This window comes from Polyangium sp. y55x31, assembly GCF_029946505.1.
Taxonomy (GTDB): Bacteria; Myxococcota_A; Polyangia; order Polyangiales; family Polyangiaceae; genus Polyangium.
The window spans coordinates 510315-529604 of sequence record NZ_JARZHG010000004.1 but is presented as its reverse complement, the minus strand read 5'-3'; the positions used below and the strand labels follow the sequence as shown (position 1 = coordinate 529604).

The window sequence follows — 19290 nt, the reverse complement described above, 5'->3', positions numbered from 1 at the left end:
CGCCGTTGAGTAGGCGCTCTCTTTTTTTGTCTCGCGGCATCGTTGCTCCGCGAGGGCCTCGCTCTGTCGCATCGCGCTATGTTCGGCTCCGGAGACGGAGGAGCCGATGCGCGACGCGTGGAGGTGGTGGAGAGGCGTGGCCGTGCTGGTCCTGACCCCGGTCGCCGGGTGTCTCTCGCTCTCGACGGGCGACGGAGGCCAGGGTGGCACGGGGGGTGTCGGTGGCACGGGCGGCCTCGACGGTGTGCCGGGCGGCGGCGGCGCCGGGGGCACCGGCGGCGACGAGAGCGGGGCGGTCACCGCGTCGTCGTCGACCGGCAGCGGCGCCGGTGGTTACGAAAACGGCCATCCGTGCACCGAAGCGGCCGACTGCCTGAGCGGTTTTTGCGCCGACGGCGTGTGCTGCGACGTGGCCTGCGACGTGGCCTGCGTGTCGTGCGCGCGGCCGAGCAGCATCGGCGCTTGCTCGCTCCTGCCCGCGCAGGAGGAAGATCCGGGGACCTGCACGATCACGAGCGCCTGCAACGGCGCGGGCGCTTGCAAGCTCAAGAACGGGCAGCCGTGCGCCCAGGGCTCCGATTGCGTCAGCAACAACTGCGCCGGCGCGGGCGGCAACAAGACCTGCGCGCCGTGAGGGGATGTTCCTCCGGCGAGACCGTCACCTCGTGACCACCGCGGCGTCCCCTTCGCGCTCCTTGAGCCGACGCCGGAAGGCGCCCGGGGTCTCGCCGAGGTGCCGCTTGAAGGCCTTCACGAAGGCGCTGTCGGTGTCGTAGCCGACGGCCTGCGCGATGGCGCTCGTGGAGTCGCCGCCCGCCATGAGCTGCGCGGCCCTGTGCATGCGCCAGCGCGTCAGGTAGGTCAGCGGTCCCTCGCCGACGACGGCCTTGAAGCGCGCCGCGAACACCGAGCGCGACATGCTCGCGAGATGCGCGAGGCTCTCCACCGTCCAGGGTTTCTCGGGGTTTTCGTGCAGGCGTTGCAGCACGACGCCGATCTGCGCGTCGGTCAGGGCGCGCAGCCAGCTCGCTTGTTCGACGGGCAGCGACGCCACGTGGGTCCGCAGGGCCTGGACGAACAAGACCTCCGAGAGCCGGCTCGCCACCGTCTCGTAGCCGGGTTGTTCCGCTTCCATCTCCGAGGCCACGAACTGCAACGTGGATTCGAGCCACCGCGCGGCGACGCCCCCGTCGCCCTTCACGTGAATCAGCGGCGGCAGGCTCGCGATCAGCGGGTCGAGCGACGTGCCTTCGAAGAGGAAGCAGCCGGAGACGAGCGTGGTCGGCGCGCCCGTGCCGCCATGGTGCACGAGCCCGCCACAACGCCCGCCGCGTATCGCATAGATCTCGGCGACCGGCATGGGCCGCGTCCCCGGGCCGTCCCGGAGGACGTGGGAGCTTCCGCCGAGAAGAAACACGAAATCCCCTCCCGAGAGCGGGATACACGCGCCGTCGACCTCGAGCAGGCAGCTCCCGCGCGAGACCGCATAAAACAAGGAGTGTCCGGGCTTTTCGACGCGCATGCCCCACGGCGCCCGCATCTCCAGCCGTCCATACACCTTGGTCCGCAGGTGAAGCCCGCGCAGCACGTCCGCGAGTACGTCCATCGTCTCTCCGTGGCGGACGATCGAACCACAAAAACGGACGGGATGCCAATGATCGTCTGCGGCTTCCGGATTACGGTCCCTTCCAGGCCATTCGATGCGCGAGGGGGCGGACGAGCGCTCGGTCCCCGGGCACGGGTGCGCCCGAAAGAAGGGATGGAGAGGTCATGAGCAAGTCGGCGACGTCGAACAAGATTCGTGTGGGTATCGTCGGTGCGAACCCGGACCGGGGCTGGGCGTCCCACGCGCACCTGCCCGCGCTCAAAGCATTGCCCGCGTACGAGGTCACCGCGGTGAGCACCACCCGGCAAGCGAGCGCGGAAGAGACCGCGCGCCGCTTCGGGGTGCCCCATGCGTTCGATCGCGCCGAACCCCTGATCGAGCACCCGGAGGTGGACCTCGTCGTCGTCTCCGTCCGCGCGCCCTTGCACGCGGGGCTCGTACGCGCCGCCATTGCCGCGAAGAAACACGTCTTCTGCGAATGGCCGCTCGGCGTCTCCCTGGACGAGACCGCCGAACTCGCGCGGCTCGCCGAGTCCGCCGGCGTTCGTACGTTCAGCGGCGTGCAACGGCGCTTCGCCCCGGGCGCGCGGTACCTGCGCGATCTGCTGGCCGAGGGGTACATCGGCAAGCTCCGCTCCGTCACGCTCCGCGTTTCGGTGGCGTACCTCGGCCCGCGGATCCCCGAAGCCCTCGCCTATACGACCGACGTGAAGAACGGCGCGAACGCGCTGTCGATCCTCACCGCGCATTACCTCGATACGGTGCTCGCCGCGGTGGGCGACTTCGAGAGCCTCTCCGCGGTGGTCGCGCGCCAGTTCGATCAGGGGACGATCCTCGAGACGGGCGAGACCGTCCCCATCAGCGTGCCGCACCAGGTGCTCATCAGCGGGACGCTGCAGAGCGGCGCGGTCCTGTCCGCACACATCGAAGCTGGCAAGCGCAATGGCGGGGAAATCTGGGCGACCTTCACCGGCACCGAAGGCGACCTACGTTTGTCCCAGGATTTCACGCTCTCCGGCGCCCGCGGCGACGGCCAGCCGCTCGAGTCGCTGCCGATCCCCGAGCGATATCGATCGCCCGCCCAGGCGAATCTGAACGAAGACGCCCATCATACGGCGCACCTTTATGCGGCCATCGCGAAGGATCTCGCAGAAGAAACCGAGGTCGTCCCGACATTTCGGGATGCCTGGAAGCTCTACCGCCTGCTCGACGCGGTCGCGGCGTCCTCGGCGACGGGCCGGCGCGTCGAATGGAAAGGGTGAGCGGCGCCGGAACTTTGCTTGCCGCGCTGATTGATCCCACAACGTAGAAAAAGGTCATGCTACCTCGATGAGGGTTTCGGACGGGCACGCGATGTCGACGCGGTTTTTCCGTTTGATATCGCGGCCCCGAGAACCACCACGAGGAGATGATGGAGAAGAGCGACATCGATGAATTGGTCGACGTGGATGCGGGGGAGATCAGCCCCCGCATCTTCATCGACGACGACATCTTCGAGCGCGAGCTCGAACGACTTTTTCCTCGCTGCTGGCTGTTCCTCGCGCACGATACCATGTTGCCCCACGTGGGCGATTACATGACCACGTACATGGGGACGGACCCGGTGGTGGTCGCTCGACAGAAAAACGGATCGATCAAGGCTTTCCTGAACTTCTGTCGGCACAGAGGGATGCCCGTTTGCCGCGCGGACAGCGGCAATACGCACACCTTCATGTGCAGCTATCACGGATGGAGCTTCAACCTCGCCGGCGACCTCGTCGGGGTGCCGCGGTACAAGGAGGGCTATCGCGGCGAGCTCGACAAGTCCAAGTGGGGCCTCATCCCCGTCCCCAGGATCGAGAGCTACAAGGGGCTCTTCTTCGGCTGCTTCGACCCGGACGCGCCCTCGCTGCGCGAGTACCTCGGCGACATGGCGTGGTACCTCGACGGTCTGGTCGATCGGACCCCGGGCGGCATCGAGGTGCTCGGCCCTCCGATCAAATGGGTGTTTCAAGGCAACTGGAAGTTCGCGGCCGAGCAGTTCGCGGGCGATACCTATCATCTCGCCACGACGCACAACTCGATGTTCGCGGGTTTCCCGTGGCTCAGTGAGCAGATGGAGGCGACGAAGAGGTCGGATTTCGGTCGCCAGTTCAGCTCCCGGCTCGGTCACGGCGCGCTGTTCACGGCGGGGGAGCCGAGCCCCCGCTCGATCTTCTCCAACGACCCCAGATTGACGGAGTATTTCCAGGACGAACTCCAGCGTGCCATTGCGCACCTCGGGCGGGAGCGGGTGAACCTGAACCAGGTCCACACGGTGTTCCCGAATTTCTCGTACATCATCGCCGCGCCTTTCCTTCGGATGTGGCATCCGCGTGGGCCCAACACGTTCGAGGCGTGGTCGTGGCCCTTCGTCGAGCGGAGCGCGCCTCCGGAGGTGAAGCAGTCGGTCAAGCGATCGGCGCAGCTCATGTTCAATCCCACCGGGCTCGCCGAGCAGGATGACGCCGAGAACTGGGCCGAAATAGGTCGAGTCCTCGCCGCGGGCCGGCTCAACCGTCGCGCCAGGCTCAATTATCAGATGGGACTCGGCCGCGGCCGCGCGGATCCGGTCCATCCCGGCACGATTCACGACACGATGACCGGTGATGTCCCGCAGCTCGGCTTCTACCGCAGGTGGAAGGAGTTCCTCACATCCGAGTCATGGCCGCACGTGCCCGAGAGCGAGCTCCGTATCACCGGCTCCGGCGTTGCGTGTAGCGGCCGCTCCGCCGGCGAGGAGGTGCCCCAATGACCACCCGCGCGATACCCAAAGAGGACGGCCGCGACGCCGCCCTGGCGCGGCTCCTCCTCCGGGCGGAGATCGAAGATTTTTACTATGCGGAGGCGTCGCTCCTCGATGAGCGCCGTTACAGCGATTGGCTCGCGCTCTTCACCGAGGACACGAGGTACTGGATTCCGACACGGCAAAACCGCATGCAACACCAGATGCAGGGCGAGACTTCGGGCGAGGAAGGGACGGCGCTCGCCGATGACGACCGCTGGGCGCTCGAGCTCAAGGTGCGGCAGCGCGAGAGCGCCAAGCATTGGTGCGAGAATCCATGTTCCCGTACACGCCACCTCGTCACGAACGTCCGGATCCACCGCGTCGCCAGTGACGAGGTGGAGGTCAAATCGAGCTTCCTCGTCTACCGCAACCGGGCGGGCGACGACGTCGATTTATGGGCCGGCGAGCGGACGGATACGTTACGCCGCGTGGCGGGGAGCTATCGCATCGCCCGCCGATACATCCTGCTCGATCAGGGGGTGTTGCTGTCGAAAAACCTCAGCGTGTTTTTCTGACGGCCGCCGATTGCGATCTAGAGCAGCTTCGAGAGGATCTTCGTCCCCTCCACCGTCGAGGCCTCGTCGAAGAGGTGCGGCAGGGTGATCCGCGGCAGATCGATCTCGTTCGCGATCCGCTCCAAGCTCTCGGCCTGCACCTTCTCCCGCACCGCCCGGCGCGCCCCCGCCACGAGCGCGCTCTCCGGCGTCCCGTCCGTCCGGTTCGGCGCGTCGATCGCCAGTAAGGACGCCTCGCGCGCGAGCCGATCGCGCTCCTCGGGCGAAAAAAGCGGCTCGAGGACCGCGTTCACCACGAGGCGCAGGACGGGCAGGGTGAGGTCTTTTTTGATCGCATCGACGAGCTCGATCGTCTCCTGCGCCGGCATCTCCTCGGGCAGCGTGACGACCACGATCCCGCTCCGCGCCGGGTCCTGGAACATCGCCCACGCCTCCTCGGCGTCGCGGCGCAAGACGCCCGGCGGCACGACGTCGAGGATCACCTTGGGCACGCGCATCATGTCGAGGCCGTGGCCCGTGGCCGGCGCGTCGAGCAGGACCACGTCGAAGCGCGGCCGCCCATCCGGCAGCAGCTCCGTCGTGTGAAACCACGCCTTGCCGAGCATCGCCCACTCGTAGAGGCCGGGCACCGCGCGGAAGAAGGTCTTCGTGTAGCGGTTGTCGAAGACGGCGTGCGCCACGGTGCGCACCTTGAGGACCATCTCGCCGTACTCGGTGAGCGCCTTCTCGGGCGAGATGTTCACGGCCCACACGCCCTCGGCGACGGGCATGATCTCGTCGCCGATCGGTTTCGTCCCGAGGATCGCCGAGAGCCGCTCCTTGGTGTTGCAGAGGGCGACCAGGACCCGTTTGCCCTCCCGCGCGAGCGCCACCGCGAGGGCCGCGGAGAACGTCGTCTTGCCTACGCCTCCTTTGCCCGTGACGAAGAGGAAGCGGCGCCGCCCGAGGTCATCGACGAGCCGCCCCGGCGCGCGGCCTTGCGAGGGAGAAGAAGGGGGCATGCGAACCGGCGATCCTCTAGGCGACGAGTGCCGGAAAGGCAACCGGCTTCTGCACGCGTTCGCCCGGCGAGCCGCGCCGCGCTCTGCTACCACGAGGGACATGCGCGTCACCGAAGCGGGCCTCGAGGCCCTGAACGGGCGCCTCGCCAGCGCCGCGCCCCTCGATGTCCTGCGTTTCGTGCACCAAACGTTCGGCCCGCGGGCCGCGATCCTGACGAGCATGCAGCGCGCCGGCACGTGGCTCTGCCGGCTCGCCGACCAGGCCGGGCTCGACTTCGACGTGCTCTTCGTGGACACGGGCGTCCTGCACGAGCAGACGCGCGAAACACGCGACGAGCTCGCGCGGACGCACCGGAATCTCCGGGTGATCACGCTCTCGCCCGCCCGCACGTTCGCCGAGCAGACGGCCGAGGAGGGGCTGCTTTATCTGTCCGTCGAGGGCCAATCGCGATGCTGCGATCTGCGCAAGACGGCGCCGCTCCACGCGCTCCGGGGCCGGTACGACGCGCTCGTCTCGGCGTTGCGGCAGGGCGAGGGCGGGGCGCGGAGCAAGGTGCGCTCGGTGGGGCTCGATCTCGCGATGGGCGCGCTCCGCGTCCACCCGCTCGCGCACGTGACGAACGAGGCGCTCGACCGGGCCATCGCCGCCGATCCCGGGGTCGTCGTGAACCCGCTCCACGCCATGGGTTTCCGGACGATCGGCTGTTTTCCGTGCACGACGCCGGTCCTGCCCGACGAAAGCGAGCGCGCCGGCCGATGGCGGCATTTGGCGAGCGTGCAGTATTGCGGGATCAATCCAGTGGACCGCGGCGCGGCCGAGGGCGCGATCGAATTGGACGATCGTTATGCCGAGGCGCTCTCCGGGCAGCCGGCGTAGGCGGGACGAACCCCTTCCCGCGCCGCCGATCCGCCAACTCGGCCTCCCTGTCAAGAGCCTCCCTCGTGTGGGATTACGCTCCTTTCTGGGTCGCGAAAGCACGAGGGGAGGGCCGAGCGGACCGAGAAGTTCCGGCGCGAAGCTCCTTTCGCGCCACCTTGTACTTGACGAGAGGCCTTCCAGAGGTGATTCCGGGACGCAAATGGCAGCGAGCTACTTCGACGTGGACGGCACGCTGATCCGCACGAACCTCGTCCACCCCACGCTCTATTACGTCCTGAACCAGAACACGCCGCTGCACAGCCTCGCGAAGCTCGGCGGGGCGCTGGTGAAGGCCCCGTGGCTGGCGTGGGCGGAGACGCGGGACCGACGCATCTTCAACGAGCTGCTCTTCACGTCCTACGGCGGGATGAGCGAGGACCGGCTCGTGGGGCTCGCGGTCGAGACGTTCGAGCGCGTGATCAAGCCCAACATCTACCCCGGCGCGCGGGACCTCGTGCAGACGAGCCTCGACAAGGGACACGACGTGGTGCTCGTCTCGGGCGCGCTCGACTTCCTGATGCGCCTGCTCGCCGAGCACCTCGGCGCGACGGACGTCATTGCGAACCGCCTCGAGATCAAGGACCGCTTCGCCACGGGCAAGCTCCTGCGCCCCGTGGTCGCGGGCCCCGAGAAGTCGCGGCTCATTCGCGAGCACGCCAAAGGCCGCGGCCACGACCTCGACGAGTGCTTCGCTTACTCCGACAGTTACTCCGACGTCCCCATGCTCAGCATCGTCGGCCACCCGGCCGCGGTGAACCCGGACAGGAAGCTGTCCCTGCTCGCGAACGCCTACCACTGGCCCATCATCCACGTCGACTGAAGCGGGCGGGATTGCCGCCGAATACGAGAATGCCATGAGCCATCCCTGTGTCGTGACGATCGACAGCCGCAGCGCACCCCGCGTCCTCTTCTCGGGCGACAGGCTGGTCGAGGTCGACCTGCCGACGGGCAGCCGCGTCGTCTACCCGAAGCCCCCGCTCAAGCCGTTGAAGGACGTGGACGCGGCCATCCGGTACGCGATCAACCACCCGTACAACTCCGAGCCGCTCTACGCGAAGCTCCGGCCGGGGATGAAGGTGACGATCGCGATGGACGACATCTCGCTGCCCTTGCCGCCGATGAAGCGGCCGGACATCCGCGAGCGCGTGCTCACGATCGTGCTCGACCTGCTCGCCGATTACGGCGTCGACGACGTCGAGATCATCATCGCGACGAGCGTGCATCGCCGCATGAAGGACTGGGAGATCCGGCACGTCGTCGGCGACAAGATCTTCAACGCGTACTGGCCGAAGAAGCTCTACAACCACGACGCCGAGAACCTCGCCAACATGAAATACCTCGGCACGACCGAGGAGGGCGAGGAGGTCGAGCTCAACCGGCGCGCCGTGGAGAGCGACCTCATCATCTACGTGAACCTGAACCTCGTGCCCATGGACGGCGGCCACAAATCGGTCGCCGTGGGCCTGTGCGGATACCGGAGCCTGCGCGCGCACCACAACCCGCGCGTCATGCGGCAATGTTATTCGTACATGGACCCGAAATCGTCGGCGCTGAACACGAGCGTCGTGCGCATGGGCCGGCTCGCGAACAAGAAGCTCAACGTCTTCACGATCGAGACGACGATCAACAACCGGATGTTCGATACGCCGCTCGAGTTCCTCGCGAAAAACGAGGATGATCTCTCGCGGACCGAGCGAAACGCGCTCCAGGCGCTCCGGTTCACGCTCGACAAGATGCCGCAGCCCGCGCGGCAGGCGATCTTCCAGCGCGTGCCCTCGCCGTTCGGCGTGACGGGCGTCTTCGCCGGCGAGACGGAGGCCGTGCACGAGCACACGCTGCGGCGGAGCTTCGAGCAATATTGCGTGCCGGTCGTGGGGCAGAGCGACATTCTCATCACGGGCATTCCGTTCATCAGCCCGTACAACGTGAATTCGTTCCTGAACCCGCTGCTCGTGCAGGTGATGGCGAACGGGTATCTCTTCAACCTGTATCGCGGCGCGCCCATGGTGAAGAAGGGCGGCACGATGATCATCATGCATCCGTGCACGGACCTCTTCGACAACGAGCACCACGCGCCATACATCGAGTTCGTGCACCGCGTGCTGCCCGAGACGCGCGACGCGATGGAGCTGCACAAGATCTGGGAGCCGAAGTTCGCGAAGAACCCGGCTTACATCGAGATGTACCGGTACGGCCATGCCTATCACCCGACGCACCCGTTCTTCATGTGGTACTGGGGCGAGGCGGGGCGGCAGCACCTCGGCCGGGTGATCGTCGTCGGCGCGGACAACGAATACATCCCCCAGCTCCTCGGCTGGGAGACGGCGCGGACGATGGACGAGGCGCTGCGAATGGCGAAGCAGACGGCGCCGCCGAACCCGGACATCCTGGCGCTGCATTGCCCGCCGATCTTCATGGCGGACATGTCCGTGGAGAAGCAGCGCGCGCCGATTTCGGCATTGCCCGAATCGCAGGGCTGAAGGACGCCCACACCCCCCGAGCCCCCCTCTCCCTCGCGGGAGAGGGGGGCTTTGTTTTTCGAAAGGCGTTTCAGCCGCGTTCTGCGCTAGGGTGACGCATGATCGAGGTCCTTCGCGCTGCCGTCTTCGACATGGATGGCACGCTCGTCGACAACATGGCCTTCCACAATCGTGCGTGGGAGATCGTCTCGGAGCGGCTCGGCGTGCCGACCAAGGCCGAGCGTTTTCAGCGAGAATTCGCGGGAAAGAAGAATGAGGAGATCTTTCCCGAGCTGCTCGGGCGGGCCGTGCCGCCGGACGAGCTCGCGCGGCTCGCCGAGGAGAAGGAGGGGCTCTACCGCGCCACGTACCGCCCGCACCTCGCGCTCACCCGCGGGGCCGATGCCTTCCTCGAACGGCTGCGGCACCGCGGCGTGCGGCTCGCCATTGCGACGGCGGCTCCGCTCGGCAATCGCGATTTCGTGCTCGATGGGCTCCGTCTGCGCGAGCGTTTCGAGCGCGTGGTGGGCGCCGAGGAGGTGACGCGCGGCAAGCCGTCGCCCGACATCTTTCTTCGCGCGGCACAGGATCTCGGCGTCACGCCGGCGGCTTGTGTCGTGTTCGAGGATGCGGCGAACGGCGTGCGCGCCGCGAAGGCGGCGGGGATGGTGGCGGTCGGGATCACCACCGCGGCGACCGCCGAGGAGCTACGCGACGCGGGCGCCGACTGGACGTCCACGGATTTCACGTCGCTCCCGGCGGCGCTGCTGGAACGGCTCGGGATCGTGTAGCCCTCGCAGGGAGGAGGGCTTTTTCAGCGCGGGCGCGTCGCGGCCGGCAGGTCGATGTCGTTCGCGCGGTCGCCGTAGACGACCCCCCGGATGCGGGCGTTGCCCAGGAAATCGTGCGGGAAGCCGAGCTCGATCCGGCTCACCTCGTTCAGGCGGCGGAGCTGGTCGTCATTGAGCGTGAAATCGAGGGAGCCGATCACGTCCTTGATCTGCGACGCCTTGCGCGCGCCCACGATGGGCACGACGTTCGCCCCGCGCTGACGCACCCAGTTCGTCGCGACCTGCGCCGAGCTCTTGCCGAGCTCGTCCGCGATCGCGTCCACGGTCTTCGCGATGGCGAGGTTTTTCGGCGAGAGCCGCGCTTCGTTGCCCGCCGCGCGTTTCGTGTCCTCGGGCGCGCCGCTGCCGCGTGAATACTTGCCCGTGAGCACGCCGCCGCCGAGCGGCGCCCAGGGCGTCAGCGTGATGCCGAACGCCTCGGCCATCGGAATGAGCTCACGCTCCACGGTTCGCTCGATCAGGCTGTATTCGATCTGGAGCGCCGCGAAGGGCGAGAGGCCCCGGAGCATCGCCACGGTATTCGCCTGCGAGACGACCCACGCGGGCGCGTCCGAGATGCCGATCGAGAGGACCTTGCCCGCACGAACGAGGTCGTCGAGGCCCCGCATGACCTCCTCCACGCCCGTCGTGAAATCCCAGGCGTGGACCCAGAGCAGATCGATGTAATCAGTCCCGAGCCGCCCGAGGCTCTTGTGGACCGCCTGCACCATGTTCTTCCGCGAATTGCCCGAGGCGTTCGGATCACCGTTCGCCGTCGAGAGCGTGAACTTCGTGGCGAGCACCCAGCGGTCGCGGTTATTGGCGATGATCTTGCCGCAGATCTCCTCGGTATGGCCCTCGTGATACTTGTTCGCCGTGTCGAGGAAATTGCCCCCCGCCTCGGCGTATGCGGCCGCGACCTCGATCGAGGTCGCCTCGTCCGCCCCGAACCCCCACCTGTCGCCGAAGCTCATCGTGCCCAGGCACAGCTCCGACACCTTGATCCCCGTTCGACCCAAGAGCTTGTAACGCATGCATCCTCCCGCGGATTGCGGATCGGGACGTGCGTACGCGGGCCGAGGCGCGGAATCAAGAGGAGGGCCGGTTTTTGGCTTCCTGTTTTTCTTTCCAGTACCCCATCCCGACGCGGATTCCCACGAGGACGATCGCCGCGAGGCCGATGCCCGCCATGCGCGGAATGTCGAACGCGAGGCCGAAGATGAACACGAGCGCGCCGAGCGCCACGCCGAGCAGCGGGCCTTTGATGCGCAAGTCGCGCTCGGCCACCACCATCTCCGCCGTCGCCTTGTCGAAACACGACTTGCAGCGCACGCCGTCGACGGAGACGCACGTATTGCAGAGCCCGACGCGGCAGATCCCGCAGGCGAGCTTCGCCGCCGGCATGGCCCCCGGCTCCCGATATCCCGCCGTGCCGCCCGGGTGCACCTCGCACATGCCGTCCTTCGGCGGTTTGCGCCGCGGGATCGGGTCCTCCGAGGGCGGCACCTTCACGCCGTCGATCCAGACCTCGCTCCGCGCGACGTCGAGGTTGCGCACGCGCCTGAGCACGACCTTACGCTTGCCGACCACGAGCGGGTAATCGCCGAGCAGGTGCGTCGGGATCACATGTTCGAGCATCTTCTCCTCGTCGAGGAGGATGGTCAGGAAAGGCGCGCGGACGTCGACCTCCAGGCGATGTTTCCCGATGGACCAGCCGACCATGCGCTTCCGCTTACCACGCCGCCGCTGCGGAATGAAGGGCGCGCCGCGTGCCTTCTCGCTTGTCGCCTCGCGCCCTCCTCGCCCACAATGGCGTCGTGCCTCCCGCCCTCGCCACGCGCCCGATCGAGCCTCCCGAGGACCTCACGATTCCCGCGCCGGGCTCGGAGACGGCCAAAGGCGTCCTCTCGCGCGCGCTCGGTCGCCTCGTGCCCGAGCTCTTCGGCGTGGGGCAGGGCCTCGCGCTGTCGGCCGAGGCGCGCGCCGATCTCCAGGTGTTTCAAACGCTCGCGCGTGATGTCGCGCGGAAGAACCCCGGCTCGCTCCCGAGCGTCCTTCGTCGCACGGCGATGGGGACGCTCGTCCGGTGCCTGCGAACACCGGGGCCCGATTCCGAGGCGCTTTTACGCGAGCTCATCGGGGTCTTTCTCGTGCACCTCGCGCGCGCCTCCGCGCTCCCGCGGGCCATTCGGCAGAAGGCGCCTCCGAAGCAGCTCGTCTCCACCACGGCGGGTTTTGCGATTCGTTTGCCCGAGGATACACGCGCCGTCGTGTTCGAGAACGAGGGGAAGATCGTCGTCGAGCGCGCGGACGGCGTCAAAGCGTTGAGCCTTCAGGCGCTCGAAGCGCAGCCGCCCGGGTATTCCGAGACGCGCGCGGGCTTGACCGTATCGCGCCCGTTTTTCCCGATCGACGGGGGCACGGTGCTCGCGCTCGTGGACACGAATCCGCTCGCCATGGTCGAGGCGCACCCCGACAAGGAGGGCAATGCGATCGACCTCGGCGGCAAGGACGCGGCGGAGTGGACGAAATCGCTCTCCGAGGCGCTCGGCCTCGTGCGGGAGCACCTACCGGACCTGCGGGGCGAGATCGAGCTTTTCGTGCAGCAGATCGTGCCCGTCGGATACCACGACGAAAAACACCTGTCCGCGTCGTACCAGGAGGCGATCGGGACGATCTACATGTCCCTGCATCCGAGCCTCATGACGATGACGGAGGCGGTGATTCACGAGTTCTCGCACAACAAGATCAATGCGCTCTTCGAGGTCGATCCGGTGCTCGAAAATGCGTTTTCTCCGCTCTACACCTCGCCCGTGCGGCCCGATCCGCGACCTTTGCATGGCGTCCTGCTCGCGGTCCACGCGTTCTTGCCCGTCGCGCGGCTCTACGAGCGCATGATCGAGGCGGGCCACCCGCTCGCGAAGGCGCCGGGGTTTTCCGAGCGATTCGCGCGTGTCCGGCAGATCAACGCGGAGGGCGCGGAGGTGATCCTCGAACACGGAAAACCGACCCGCGTGGGGAAGGCGGTGCTCGACGAGATCCAGCGCTGGCACGATCACTACAAGAGAATGGACGGCTGAGGGGCCGCGTGCGTCCCGACGAACGATTCCTCCGCGATACGTTCCGGGAGCAGCTCGCGCGTCTGCGTTCGTTACGGGTCGATCTGCGCACGCTCGGGGCGCGCGCTACGGAGGAGCACGCGGCGCGCCTCGCCGAGGAGTTCGTCGAGCCAGACCGGAGTTTTGCGTTTCGGCAAGCGCTCGAAGGGAAGGGCGGGGCGGTCGATTTCGAAAAATGGCTGCGCCAGGATCGGCTCTCGCCGCGGGATACACGCGGCTGCCTCGAATGGCTCGCGGCCGGCGCCGAGGCGTTCGTCTGCGTGCGGTTCGATCGGCGCGCCGGGTTTCCAGCCGTGGCGCTCGGGGTGCGCACGCTCGACGAGACCTGGGCGGGCTCGTGGCCCGGGGTGTACGTGCATTTCGAGGCGGGGCGGGCGCTCGCCGTCACGGTGCATTACGAGGTGTTCCAGTGTGATCTGCGGATCGGGATGGGATCACCTTATCGGTAGGAGTACCTCGACCCCACGTCGACCGCTGTTCCCTTTTCGCGTCCGCCTCGCATACAATCACGAGATGAAAACGCATTTGCTCCTCGCCCTCGTTCTTCCGCTCATCGGGTGCGGTACGAGCACCGACCCGATGACCCCTGTCGACGGCGGCATCGGCGACGCGGAGACCGACGAGGCCGGGGGTGGTGACGCAGGCGACCCGTGCTGGGCGAATCAACCCGGGCCCGACAATACCGGCGTCCCCAAGGGGACGATCCTCACCCCGAGCGGCTCGATCCAGGTGACGACCAACGGTGCGATCGTCGAGGACCTCGACATCCAGGGCGAGGTCCAGATCCTCGCCGACGACGTCACGATCCGGCGATGTCGGATCACGAGCGGCGATTACTACCCGATTCGCTACTTCGACAATGACAACAAGGGTCTCGTCGTCGAGGACACCGAGATCATCGGGACGAGCGCAGATGTGACCGCCGGGCTGTCATTTTCGAACTACACCGCGCGCCGGGTCAACGTCCACGGCGGCGCCGACGGCTTCAAGGCGGACGAGAACGTGCTGATCGAGGATTCGTGGATCCACGACCTCGGCAATTATCCAGACCAGCACAACGACGGCGTCCAGTCGACGCACGGGCTGAACGTCCACATCCGTCACAACCGGATCGAAGGCGCGAGCAACGCCTGCGTCCAGACCGGCGACGAGAGCGGAGACACGACCGATCTCCTGATCGAGTGCAACTGGCTCTCCGGCGGCGGCTATTCGCTCAACCTGAGGGGAAAGATGCCGACCGGGATCAAGGTCCTCCGCAACCGCTTCAAGGGCGACTGGGGGTACGGGCCGTGGACGATCGATGATCCAAATCCGACGGTCGTCGGCAACGTCAACGACGCCGACGGGACGCCGATCGAATATCCGTGAAATTCACAGGCGAGGGCGGCCGGGATCGTCCCGTCAGGGCGCCGCGATCGCGCGGTCGACGATGCCGGAGACGTGCGAGAGCGCGTGTTCGAGGTCGAAGCATCGATCGAGTTCGGCCGGCGAGAGGCGCGCGTGCACGTCCGGATCGGCCCCGAGGAGGGCGCGGAACGTGCCCTCGCCGCCGAGCGCCTTCATCGCGTTGCGCTGCACGAGCACGTAGGCCTCCTGCCGCGGAAGGCCGTACGACACGAGCGCGAGCAGCACGGCCTCGCTGAAGAAGAGCCCGCCCGAGTGCGAGAGGTTCTTCCAGAGGTTGTCCTCGCGCACGACGAGGCCTTCCACGAGCGAGGTCGTGCGCTCCAGCATGAAGCCGAGCGTGGTCGTCGCGTCGGGCGCGATCATGCGCTCGACCGAGGAGTGCGAGATGTCGCGCTCGTGCCAGAGGACGACGTCTTCGAGCGCAGGGATGGCCGCGGCGCGCACGATGCGGGCGAGGCCGCAGAGGTTCTCGCTCAGGATGGGGTTGCGCTTGTGGGGCATCGCGGACGAGCCCTTCTGGCCCTTCGTGAAGGACTCCTCGGCCTCGGCGACCTCGGTGCGTTGCCAGTGCCGCACGTTCGTCGCGAGCCGCTCGATGCCCGCAGCGACGAGCGCGAGCGCGTTGAAGAACGCGGCGTGACGATCCCGCGGGACGACCTGCGTGGCCACGGTCTCGGGGCGCAAACCGAGCGCGGCGAGGGCCTCGGCTTCGATCTTCGGCGAGAGGTGCGCGTACGTGCCGACCGCGCCCGAGATCTTGCCGACGGCGATCTCGCTGCGCGCTTCACGCAGGCGCGCGCGGCCGCGCTTCATCTCGGCGAGGTGGCCCGCGAGCGCGAGGCCGAAGGTGATGGGCTCGGCGTGGATGCCGTGGCTCCGGCCGATCATGGGCGTGCGGCGATGCTCGTCGGCGCGGCGCGAGAGCGCGACGATGAGGCCGTCGAGCCGCTCGAGCAAAAGATCCGCGGCGCGGACGAGGAGCACGGCGAGGCTCGTGTCGAGCACGTCGCTCGACGTCATGCCGCGATGCAGCCACCGCGCGTCGGCTCCCGCGAGCTCCTCGACGTGCGTGAGGAACGCGATGACGTCGTGCTTGACCGTGCGCTCGATCTCCTCGATGCGCGCCGGATCGAGCACGAGGTTCTTGTCACGAAGCGCTCGGGCCACGCCGGCGGGCACGAGGCCTTCGGCCTCCATCGCCTCGCAGGCGGCGAGCTCGACGTCGAGCCACACGGCGTAACGAGTCTCGGACGACCAGAGCGCGGCGAACGCGGGCGGGGTGTATCGCGGGATCATTCGCCGCGAAAGCTGGGAGAAGTCGCGCGCGCCGTCAAGCGGGCCGGGCCCGACCGGCGCGGCGAGGAAAGGCGACGGGCTCGGCCGGGCCGTGCTAGGCTCGGCTTGTACTTTTCAGGGGGCCCTCGCTCCATGAGCACCGAGAAAATCCAGCCCGGCCTCGTGATCGCCGGTCGCTACCGCATCGTCAAGCAGCTCGGCGAAGGCGGCGTGGGGGCCGTGTATCTCGTGCAGCACGTCCACACCGACGAGCGCCTCGCGCTCAAGGTGCTGCACAACGAGACGCTCTCCGATCCGAGCACGATCGAGCGGTTCCGCACCGAGGCGCGCGCGCCGGCGCGTATCGACAGCGACCACATCGTGCGCGTCACCGACGCCGACGTCGCGCCCGAGCTCAACGGGGCGCCGTTCCTCGTGATGGAGTTCCTCCGCGGGCGAGACCTCTCCGGCGAGGCGGAAGCGCGCCAGAAGCTGCATCCGAAGGAGGTCGTGCTCTACCTGCGGCAGGCCGCGCGCGCGCTCGACAAGGCCCACGCGATCGGCATCGTGCACCGCGATCTCAAGCCGGAGAACATCTTCCTCACGGTGCGCGAGGACGGCACGCCTTGCGTAAAACTGCTCGACTTCGGCATCGCGAAGCTCACGGGCGGCGCCGCGAGCGCGATGGGCGCGCACTCGAAGACGAAGACCGGCGCCGTGTTCGGGACGCCGCTCTACATGGCGCCCGAGCAGGCGCGGGCCCAGGCGCAGCTCATTGGCCCTCCTACGGATGTCTGGGCCATCGGCCTCATCGCCGCGCGGCTGCTCCTCGGCTTTGATTACTGGCAGGCCGAGACGATCAGCGATCTCGTCGTGCAGATCGTGGTCGATCCGATCCCGCCGCCGTCGCAGAAAGGCAGCCCGTTCGGACCGAGGTTCGACGCGTGGTTTTTGCGCTGCTGCAACCGCGACGCCTCGCAGCGCTTCCGCACGGCCGGCGAGGCGATCACGGAGCTCGCCGCCGCGCTCGGCATCGTCGAGGGCCCGGCGCTCGTGCTCGAAGTGACGGAGATCCTGCAGAAAGCACACGCGGCCGAAGGGGCGCCGAAGAGCACGGTCGCCGGCGCGCCGATGCCGCTCGCGCAGAACGACGGCGTTGCGCGCCCGGCCTTCGCGAGCACGCCGCAGCCCGAGAACCCGATGGCCCTGACCCCGATGGGCGGAGGCGCCATCTCGCCGCAGACGGCCATGGGCGCGACCGTGCTCGCCGCTTCGACGGCCGTTCCGGTCGCGCAAACGGGGAGCCCGCCGAATGCGTCGAGCAGCAAGGCCCCGATCTTCGCGGCGATCGCCATTGCGCTGATCGGCGTTGTCGGGGCCGCGGTGATGTTCGGCGCGAAGGACCGCGGCGAAGCTCCGAAAAATGAAGCGGCCGCCGCGGAAGCCGCGCCCTTGCCCCTGCCCACGCCGACGCCGAAGGCGCCCGTCGGCGCCGAGCCGCCGGCGAAGGTCGAGCCCGCCGCGGCGGTGTCGGTCGAACCCGCGGCCGCGCCGCCCCCGGCCTCCGCGAAGCCCGCCGCGCCCCCCTTGCCCCCCGGCCCGGGCCGCACGAAGCCGGCGCCGACCGTAACCACCAAAAAGAAACCGAACGATGACGACCTCATGTCCGGTCGCCGCTGATTCCGAGCGGCGTCGCTCTTTCCGTTTCGTCGCTCCGGCCCTCGTCGGCGCGGCGCTCTCGCTCTCTACCGCGCCGGCGCTCGCGAATGATCCGGCCGCGGCCGAGGCCCTTTTCCGGGTGGCCAAGGGCCTCATGGAAAAGAAAAACTATGCCGAGGCCTGCCCGAAATTCGAGGGGAGCTACAAGCTCGACCCGGCCGTCGGCACGAAGCTGAACTGGGCCGATTGTGTCGAGAAACAGGGGCAGCTCGCGCGCGCCTGGGCCCTGTGGGGCGAGGCGCGGGATCAGGCCAAGCGCGAGGGCGACAAGCCCCGGGAAGACCTCGCCGCGCGCCGGCAAAAGGAGCTCGATCCACGCCTGCCGCAGCTCACGGTGCAGGTGAAGGGCAGCGTCGAGGGGCTCTCCGTTTATCGCGACGAGGTGAAGCTCGACCCCGTCACGTTCGGCGTGCCGCTGCCGGTCGACCCGGGCAAACACGTGGTGACGCTCCGGCGCGGCAGCGACGTGCTCAAAGAGGCGGCGGTCGAATCGAAGGAAAAGGGCAAGGACGAGGTCACGCTCGACGCGACGGACGTCCCGCCGCCGCCGCCCGAGCAGCAAATGCAGCCGCAGCAGGGAATGCAGGGCCCGGGGGACAAACCCAAATACCGGGTCGCCACGGTCCGCCGCAGCACGGGCATGCTCGCCGGCGGGGTCATTCTCGGCGTCGTCGGGGGAATCGTGGGGCTCGTGGGCGCGGGCACGGTTGGCCTTTCGAGAGGCGGATCGCCTGGTGGCTGGGCGACGCTCGGCGTGGGCACCGTGATGTTCGGCGGCGGTATCGCGCTCGGTGTCATCGGCAACCAGAAGATCCAGCGCAAGCTCGAGGTGACGTACGTGCCCGAGGTCTTCATCGGGCCGAGCTCGGTCATGGTGCGGGGGGTGTTCTGAGAGGGAGGGGAGGCGCCATGCATAGAGGCATTTCGACGTTTTGCCTTCTCGCGCTCACGAGCGCGCTCCCCGCGTGTATTGCCTTCCCCTTCGCGACGCCGCCGATCGCCATCTCCGGGGGCGGCGGCGTTCGTTATGGGACGCCGAGCACCGAGCAGACGGGCCCCGGAATGGGGCACATCGACGTGGGCGTGAAGCCCCTCCAGCTCATGCGTGCATGGGAAAAACGGCGCGCGGACGTCGGCTTGGGCTACACGTTCGAGGCGGGCGCCGGGCCCTCCCGGCACGGCGCCTTCTTCGAGGGGACGGTCTTTCCTGTCGTGGATCAGGTCGGCCGTATCGGCGTCGCGGCCCAGCCGCGGCTCTGGTACGAGTCGGAGACGGACAAGATGAGGTTTGGCATGGCCGTTCGTGTCACGGCCGAGGCCCGCTGGTTCACGTCGACCACGTTCTCGGGGACGAGCTCGAGCGGCGGCGCCATGGGGTATGCGCACGGCGAGGGAGGGCTTGGCCTTTACCTCGAAGGCGCGTATGCGAAGATCGGCGAGCGGCCGGACGTGACGCTGGGGTTCGGTTTGACCTGCCGCATTCCCGCCACGGTCGGGCTCGCGCTCGTATTCCTGCGCTGAGGCCGCCCGCGGCGGTCGAGCCCGTCCGGGCGCGCCGCGCGGTCGTTTCGGAATGCTTCCGCTCGAAGAAGCAGCGAAAGGGACTTGCGACCACGCGACGCGATCCAAACATT

The 19290-nt window shown here is 67.9% G+C and carries 19 protein-coding genes; 14 read left to right on the top strand and 5 right to left on the bottom strand.

All coding sequences use genetic code 11. The annotated features are described in order from the left end of the window. Positions 1-142 precede the first annotated feature (142 nt). The gene (locus QHF84_RS11085; RefSeq protein ID WP_281313204.1) at positions 143-634 is read left to right on the top strand and encodes a hypothetical protein; all 492 of its coding nucleotides are present in this window, start codon (positions 143-145) and stop codon (positions 632-634) included. 24 nt (positions 635-658) lie between these two features. Here QHF84_RS11085 and QHF84_RS11080 read toward each other — a convergent pair whose 3' ends face one another. After that, positions 659-1606, bottom strand: coding sequence for an AraC family transcriptional regulator (locus tag QHF84_RS11080; RefSeq protein WP_281313203.1), 948 nt, complete (start codon positions 1604-1606; stop codon positions 659-661). Positions 1607-1770: 164 nt separating this feature from the next. On the opposite strand from QHF84_RS11080, the gene QHF84_RS11075 reads away from it, so the two are divergent. From QHF84_RS11075 to QHF84_RS11065, 3 genes are all read left to right on the top strand, one after another. Then, a complete protein-coding gene (locus QHF84_RS11075; RefSeq protein ID WP_281313202.1) occupies positions 1771-2868 on the top strand; it encodes a Gfo/Idh/MocA family oxidoreductase in 1098 nt (365 codons plus the stop codon). Positions 2869-3014: 146 nt separating this feature from the next. After that, on the top strand, positions 3015-4379 hold the full coding sequence (locus QHF84_RS11070) for an aromatic ring-hydroxylating dioxygenase subunit alpha (protein ID WP_281313201.1): 1365 nt from the start codon (positions 3015-3017) through the stop codon (positions 4377-4379). Then, positions 4376-4927 carry a 3-phenylpropionate/cinnamic acid dioxygenase subunit beta gene (locus tag QHF84_RS11065; RefSeq protein WP_281313200.1) on the top strand — a complete coding sequence of 184 codons (552 nt, stop codon included), beginning with the start codon at positions 4376-4378 and terminating at the stop codon, positions 4925-4927. The genes QHF84_RS11070 and QHF84_RS11065 overlap by 4 nt, the downstream gene beginning before the upstream one ends. Before the next feature lie 17 nt (positions 4928-4944). Here QHF84_RS11065 and QHF84_RS11060 read toward each other — a convergent pair whose 3' ends face one another. Then, positions 4945-5928: an ArsA family ATPase gene (locus QHF84_RS11060; RefSeq protein ID WP_281313199.1), complete on the bottom strand. Its 984-nt coding sequence runs from the start codon at positions 5926-5928 to the stop codon at positions 4945-4947. Positions 5929-6028: 100 nt separating this feature from the next. Between QHF84_RS11060 and QHF84_RS11055 the strand changes: the two genes are divergently transcribed. The 4 genes from QHF84_RS11055 (at position 6029) to QHF84_RS11040 (ending at position 10097) form a co-directional block, all read left to right on the top strand. Next, the gene (locus QHF84_RS11055) at positions 6029-6805 is read left to right on the top strand and encodes a phosphoadenosine phosphosulfate reductase family protein (protein WP_281313198.1); all 777 of its coding nucleotides are present in this window, start codon (positions 6029-6031) and stop codon (positions 6803-6805) included. Between the two features lie 202 nt (positions 6806-7007). Then, a complete protein-coding gene (locus tag QHF84_RS11050; protein WP_281313197.1) occupies positions 7008-7667 on the top strand; it encodes an HAD family hydrolase in 660 nt (219 codons plus the stop codon). 34 nt (positions 7668-7701) lie between these two features. Further along, entirely contained in the window at positions 7702-9327 is a 1626-nt protein-coding gene (locus QHF84_RS11045; protein ID WP_281313196.1) for a lactate racemase domain-containing protein, read from the top strand. Positions 9328-9425: 98 nt separating this feature from the next. Beyond that, positions 9426-10097, top strand: a complete 672-nt coding sequence (locus QHF84_RS11040; protein ID WP_281313195.1) for an HAD family phosphatase — start codon at positions 9426-9428, stop codon at positions 10095-10097. 23 nt (positions 10098-10120) lie between these two features. Here QHF84_RS11040 and QHF84_RS11035 read toward each other — a convergent pair whose 3' ends face one another. Beyond that, positions 10121-11170 (bottom strand): aldo/keto reductase, encoded by a 1050-nt coding sequence (locus tag QHF84_RS11035; RefSeq protein WP_281313194.1) that lies wholly within the window; start codon positions 11168-11170, stop codon positions 10121-10123. Positions 11171-11225: 55 nt separating this feature from the next. Further along, complete coding sequence (locus QHF84_RS11030; protein ID WP_281313193.1) at positions 11226-11858, bottom strand: hypothetical protein; 633 nt, start codon at positions 11856-11858, stop codon at positions 11226-11228. A 47-nt stretch (positions 11859-11905) separates the two neighbouring features. Here QHF84_RS11030 and QHF84_RS11025 point away from each other — a divergent pair, with 47 nt between their 5' ends. The 3 genes from QHF84_RS11025 (at position 11906) to QHF84_RS11015 (ending at position 14623) form a co-directional block, all read left to right on the top strand. Next, positions 11906-13216: an HEXXH motif-containing putative peptide modification protein gene (locus tag QHF84_RS11025; protein WP_281313192.1), complete on the top strand. Its 1311-nt coding sequence runs from the start codon at positions 11906-11908 to the stop codon at positions 13214-13216. 8 nt (positions 13217-13224) lie between these two features. Further along, positions 13225-13704, top strand: coding sequence for a hypothetical protein (locus tag QHF84_RS11020; protein ID WP_281313191.1), 480 nt, complete (start codon positions 13225-13227; stop codon positions 13702-13704). Between the two features lie 64 nt (positions 13705-13768). Next, positions 13769-14623 carry a right-handed parallel beta-helix repeat-containing protein gene (locus tag QHF84_RS11015; protein WP_281313190.1) on the top strand — a complete coding sequence of 285 codons (855 nt, stop codon included), beginning with the start codon at positions 13769-13771 and terminating at the stop codon, positions 14621-14623. 33 nt (positions 14624-14656) lie between these two features. On the opposite strand, the gene purB is transcribed toward QHF84_RS11015, so the two are convergent. Beyond that, positions 14657-15958 carry an adenylosuccinate lyase gene (gene purB, locus QHF84_RS11010; RefSeq protein WP_281313189.1) on the bottom strand — a complete coding sequence of 434 codons (1302 nt, stop codon included), beginning with the start codon at positions 15956-15958 and terminating at the stop codon, positions 14657-14659. A 132-nt stretch (positions 15959-16090) separates the two neighbouring features. On the opposite strand from purB, the gene QHF84_RS11005 reads away from it, so the two are divergent. Genes QHF84_RS11005 through QHF84_RS10995 form a run of 3 tightly spaced genes read left to right on the top strand, consistent with a single transcriptional unit; the run spans position 16091 to position 19177 of the window. Next, a complete protein-coding gene (locus QHF84_RS11005) occupies positions 16091-17617 on the top strand; it encodes a serine/threonine-protein kinase (protein ID WP_281313188.1) in 1527 nt (508 codons plus the stop codon). Beyond that, entirely contained in the window at positions 17589-18548 is a 960-nt protein-coding gene (locus tag QHF84_RS11000; protein ID WP_281313187.1) for a tetratricopeptide repeat protein, read from the top strand. Before QHF84_RS11005 ends, QHF84_RS11000 begins: the two co-directional genes overlap by 29 nt. Positions 18549-18565: 17 nt before the next feature. After that, positions 18566-19177, top strand: a complete 612-nt coding sequence (locus QHF84_RS10995; RefSeq protein WP_281313186.1) for a hypothetical protein — start codon at positions 18566-18568, stop codon at positions 19175-19177. Positions 19178-19290: the final 113 nt, after the last annotated feature.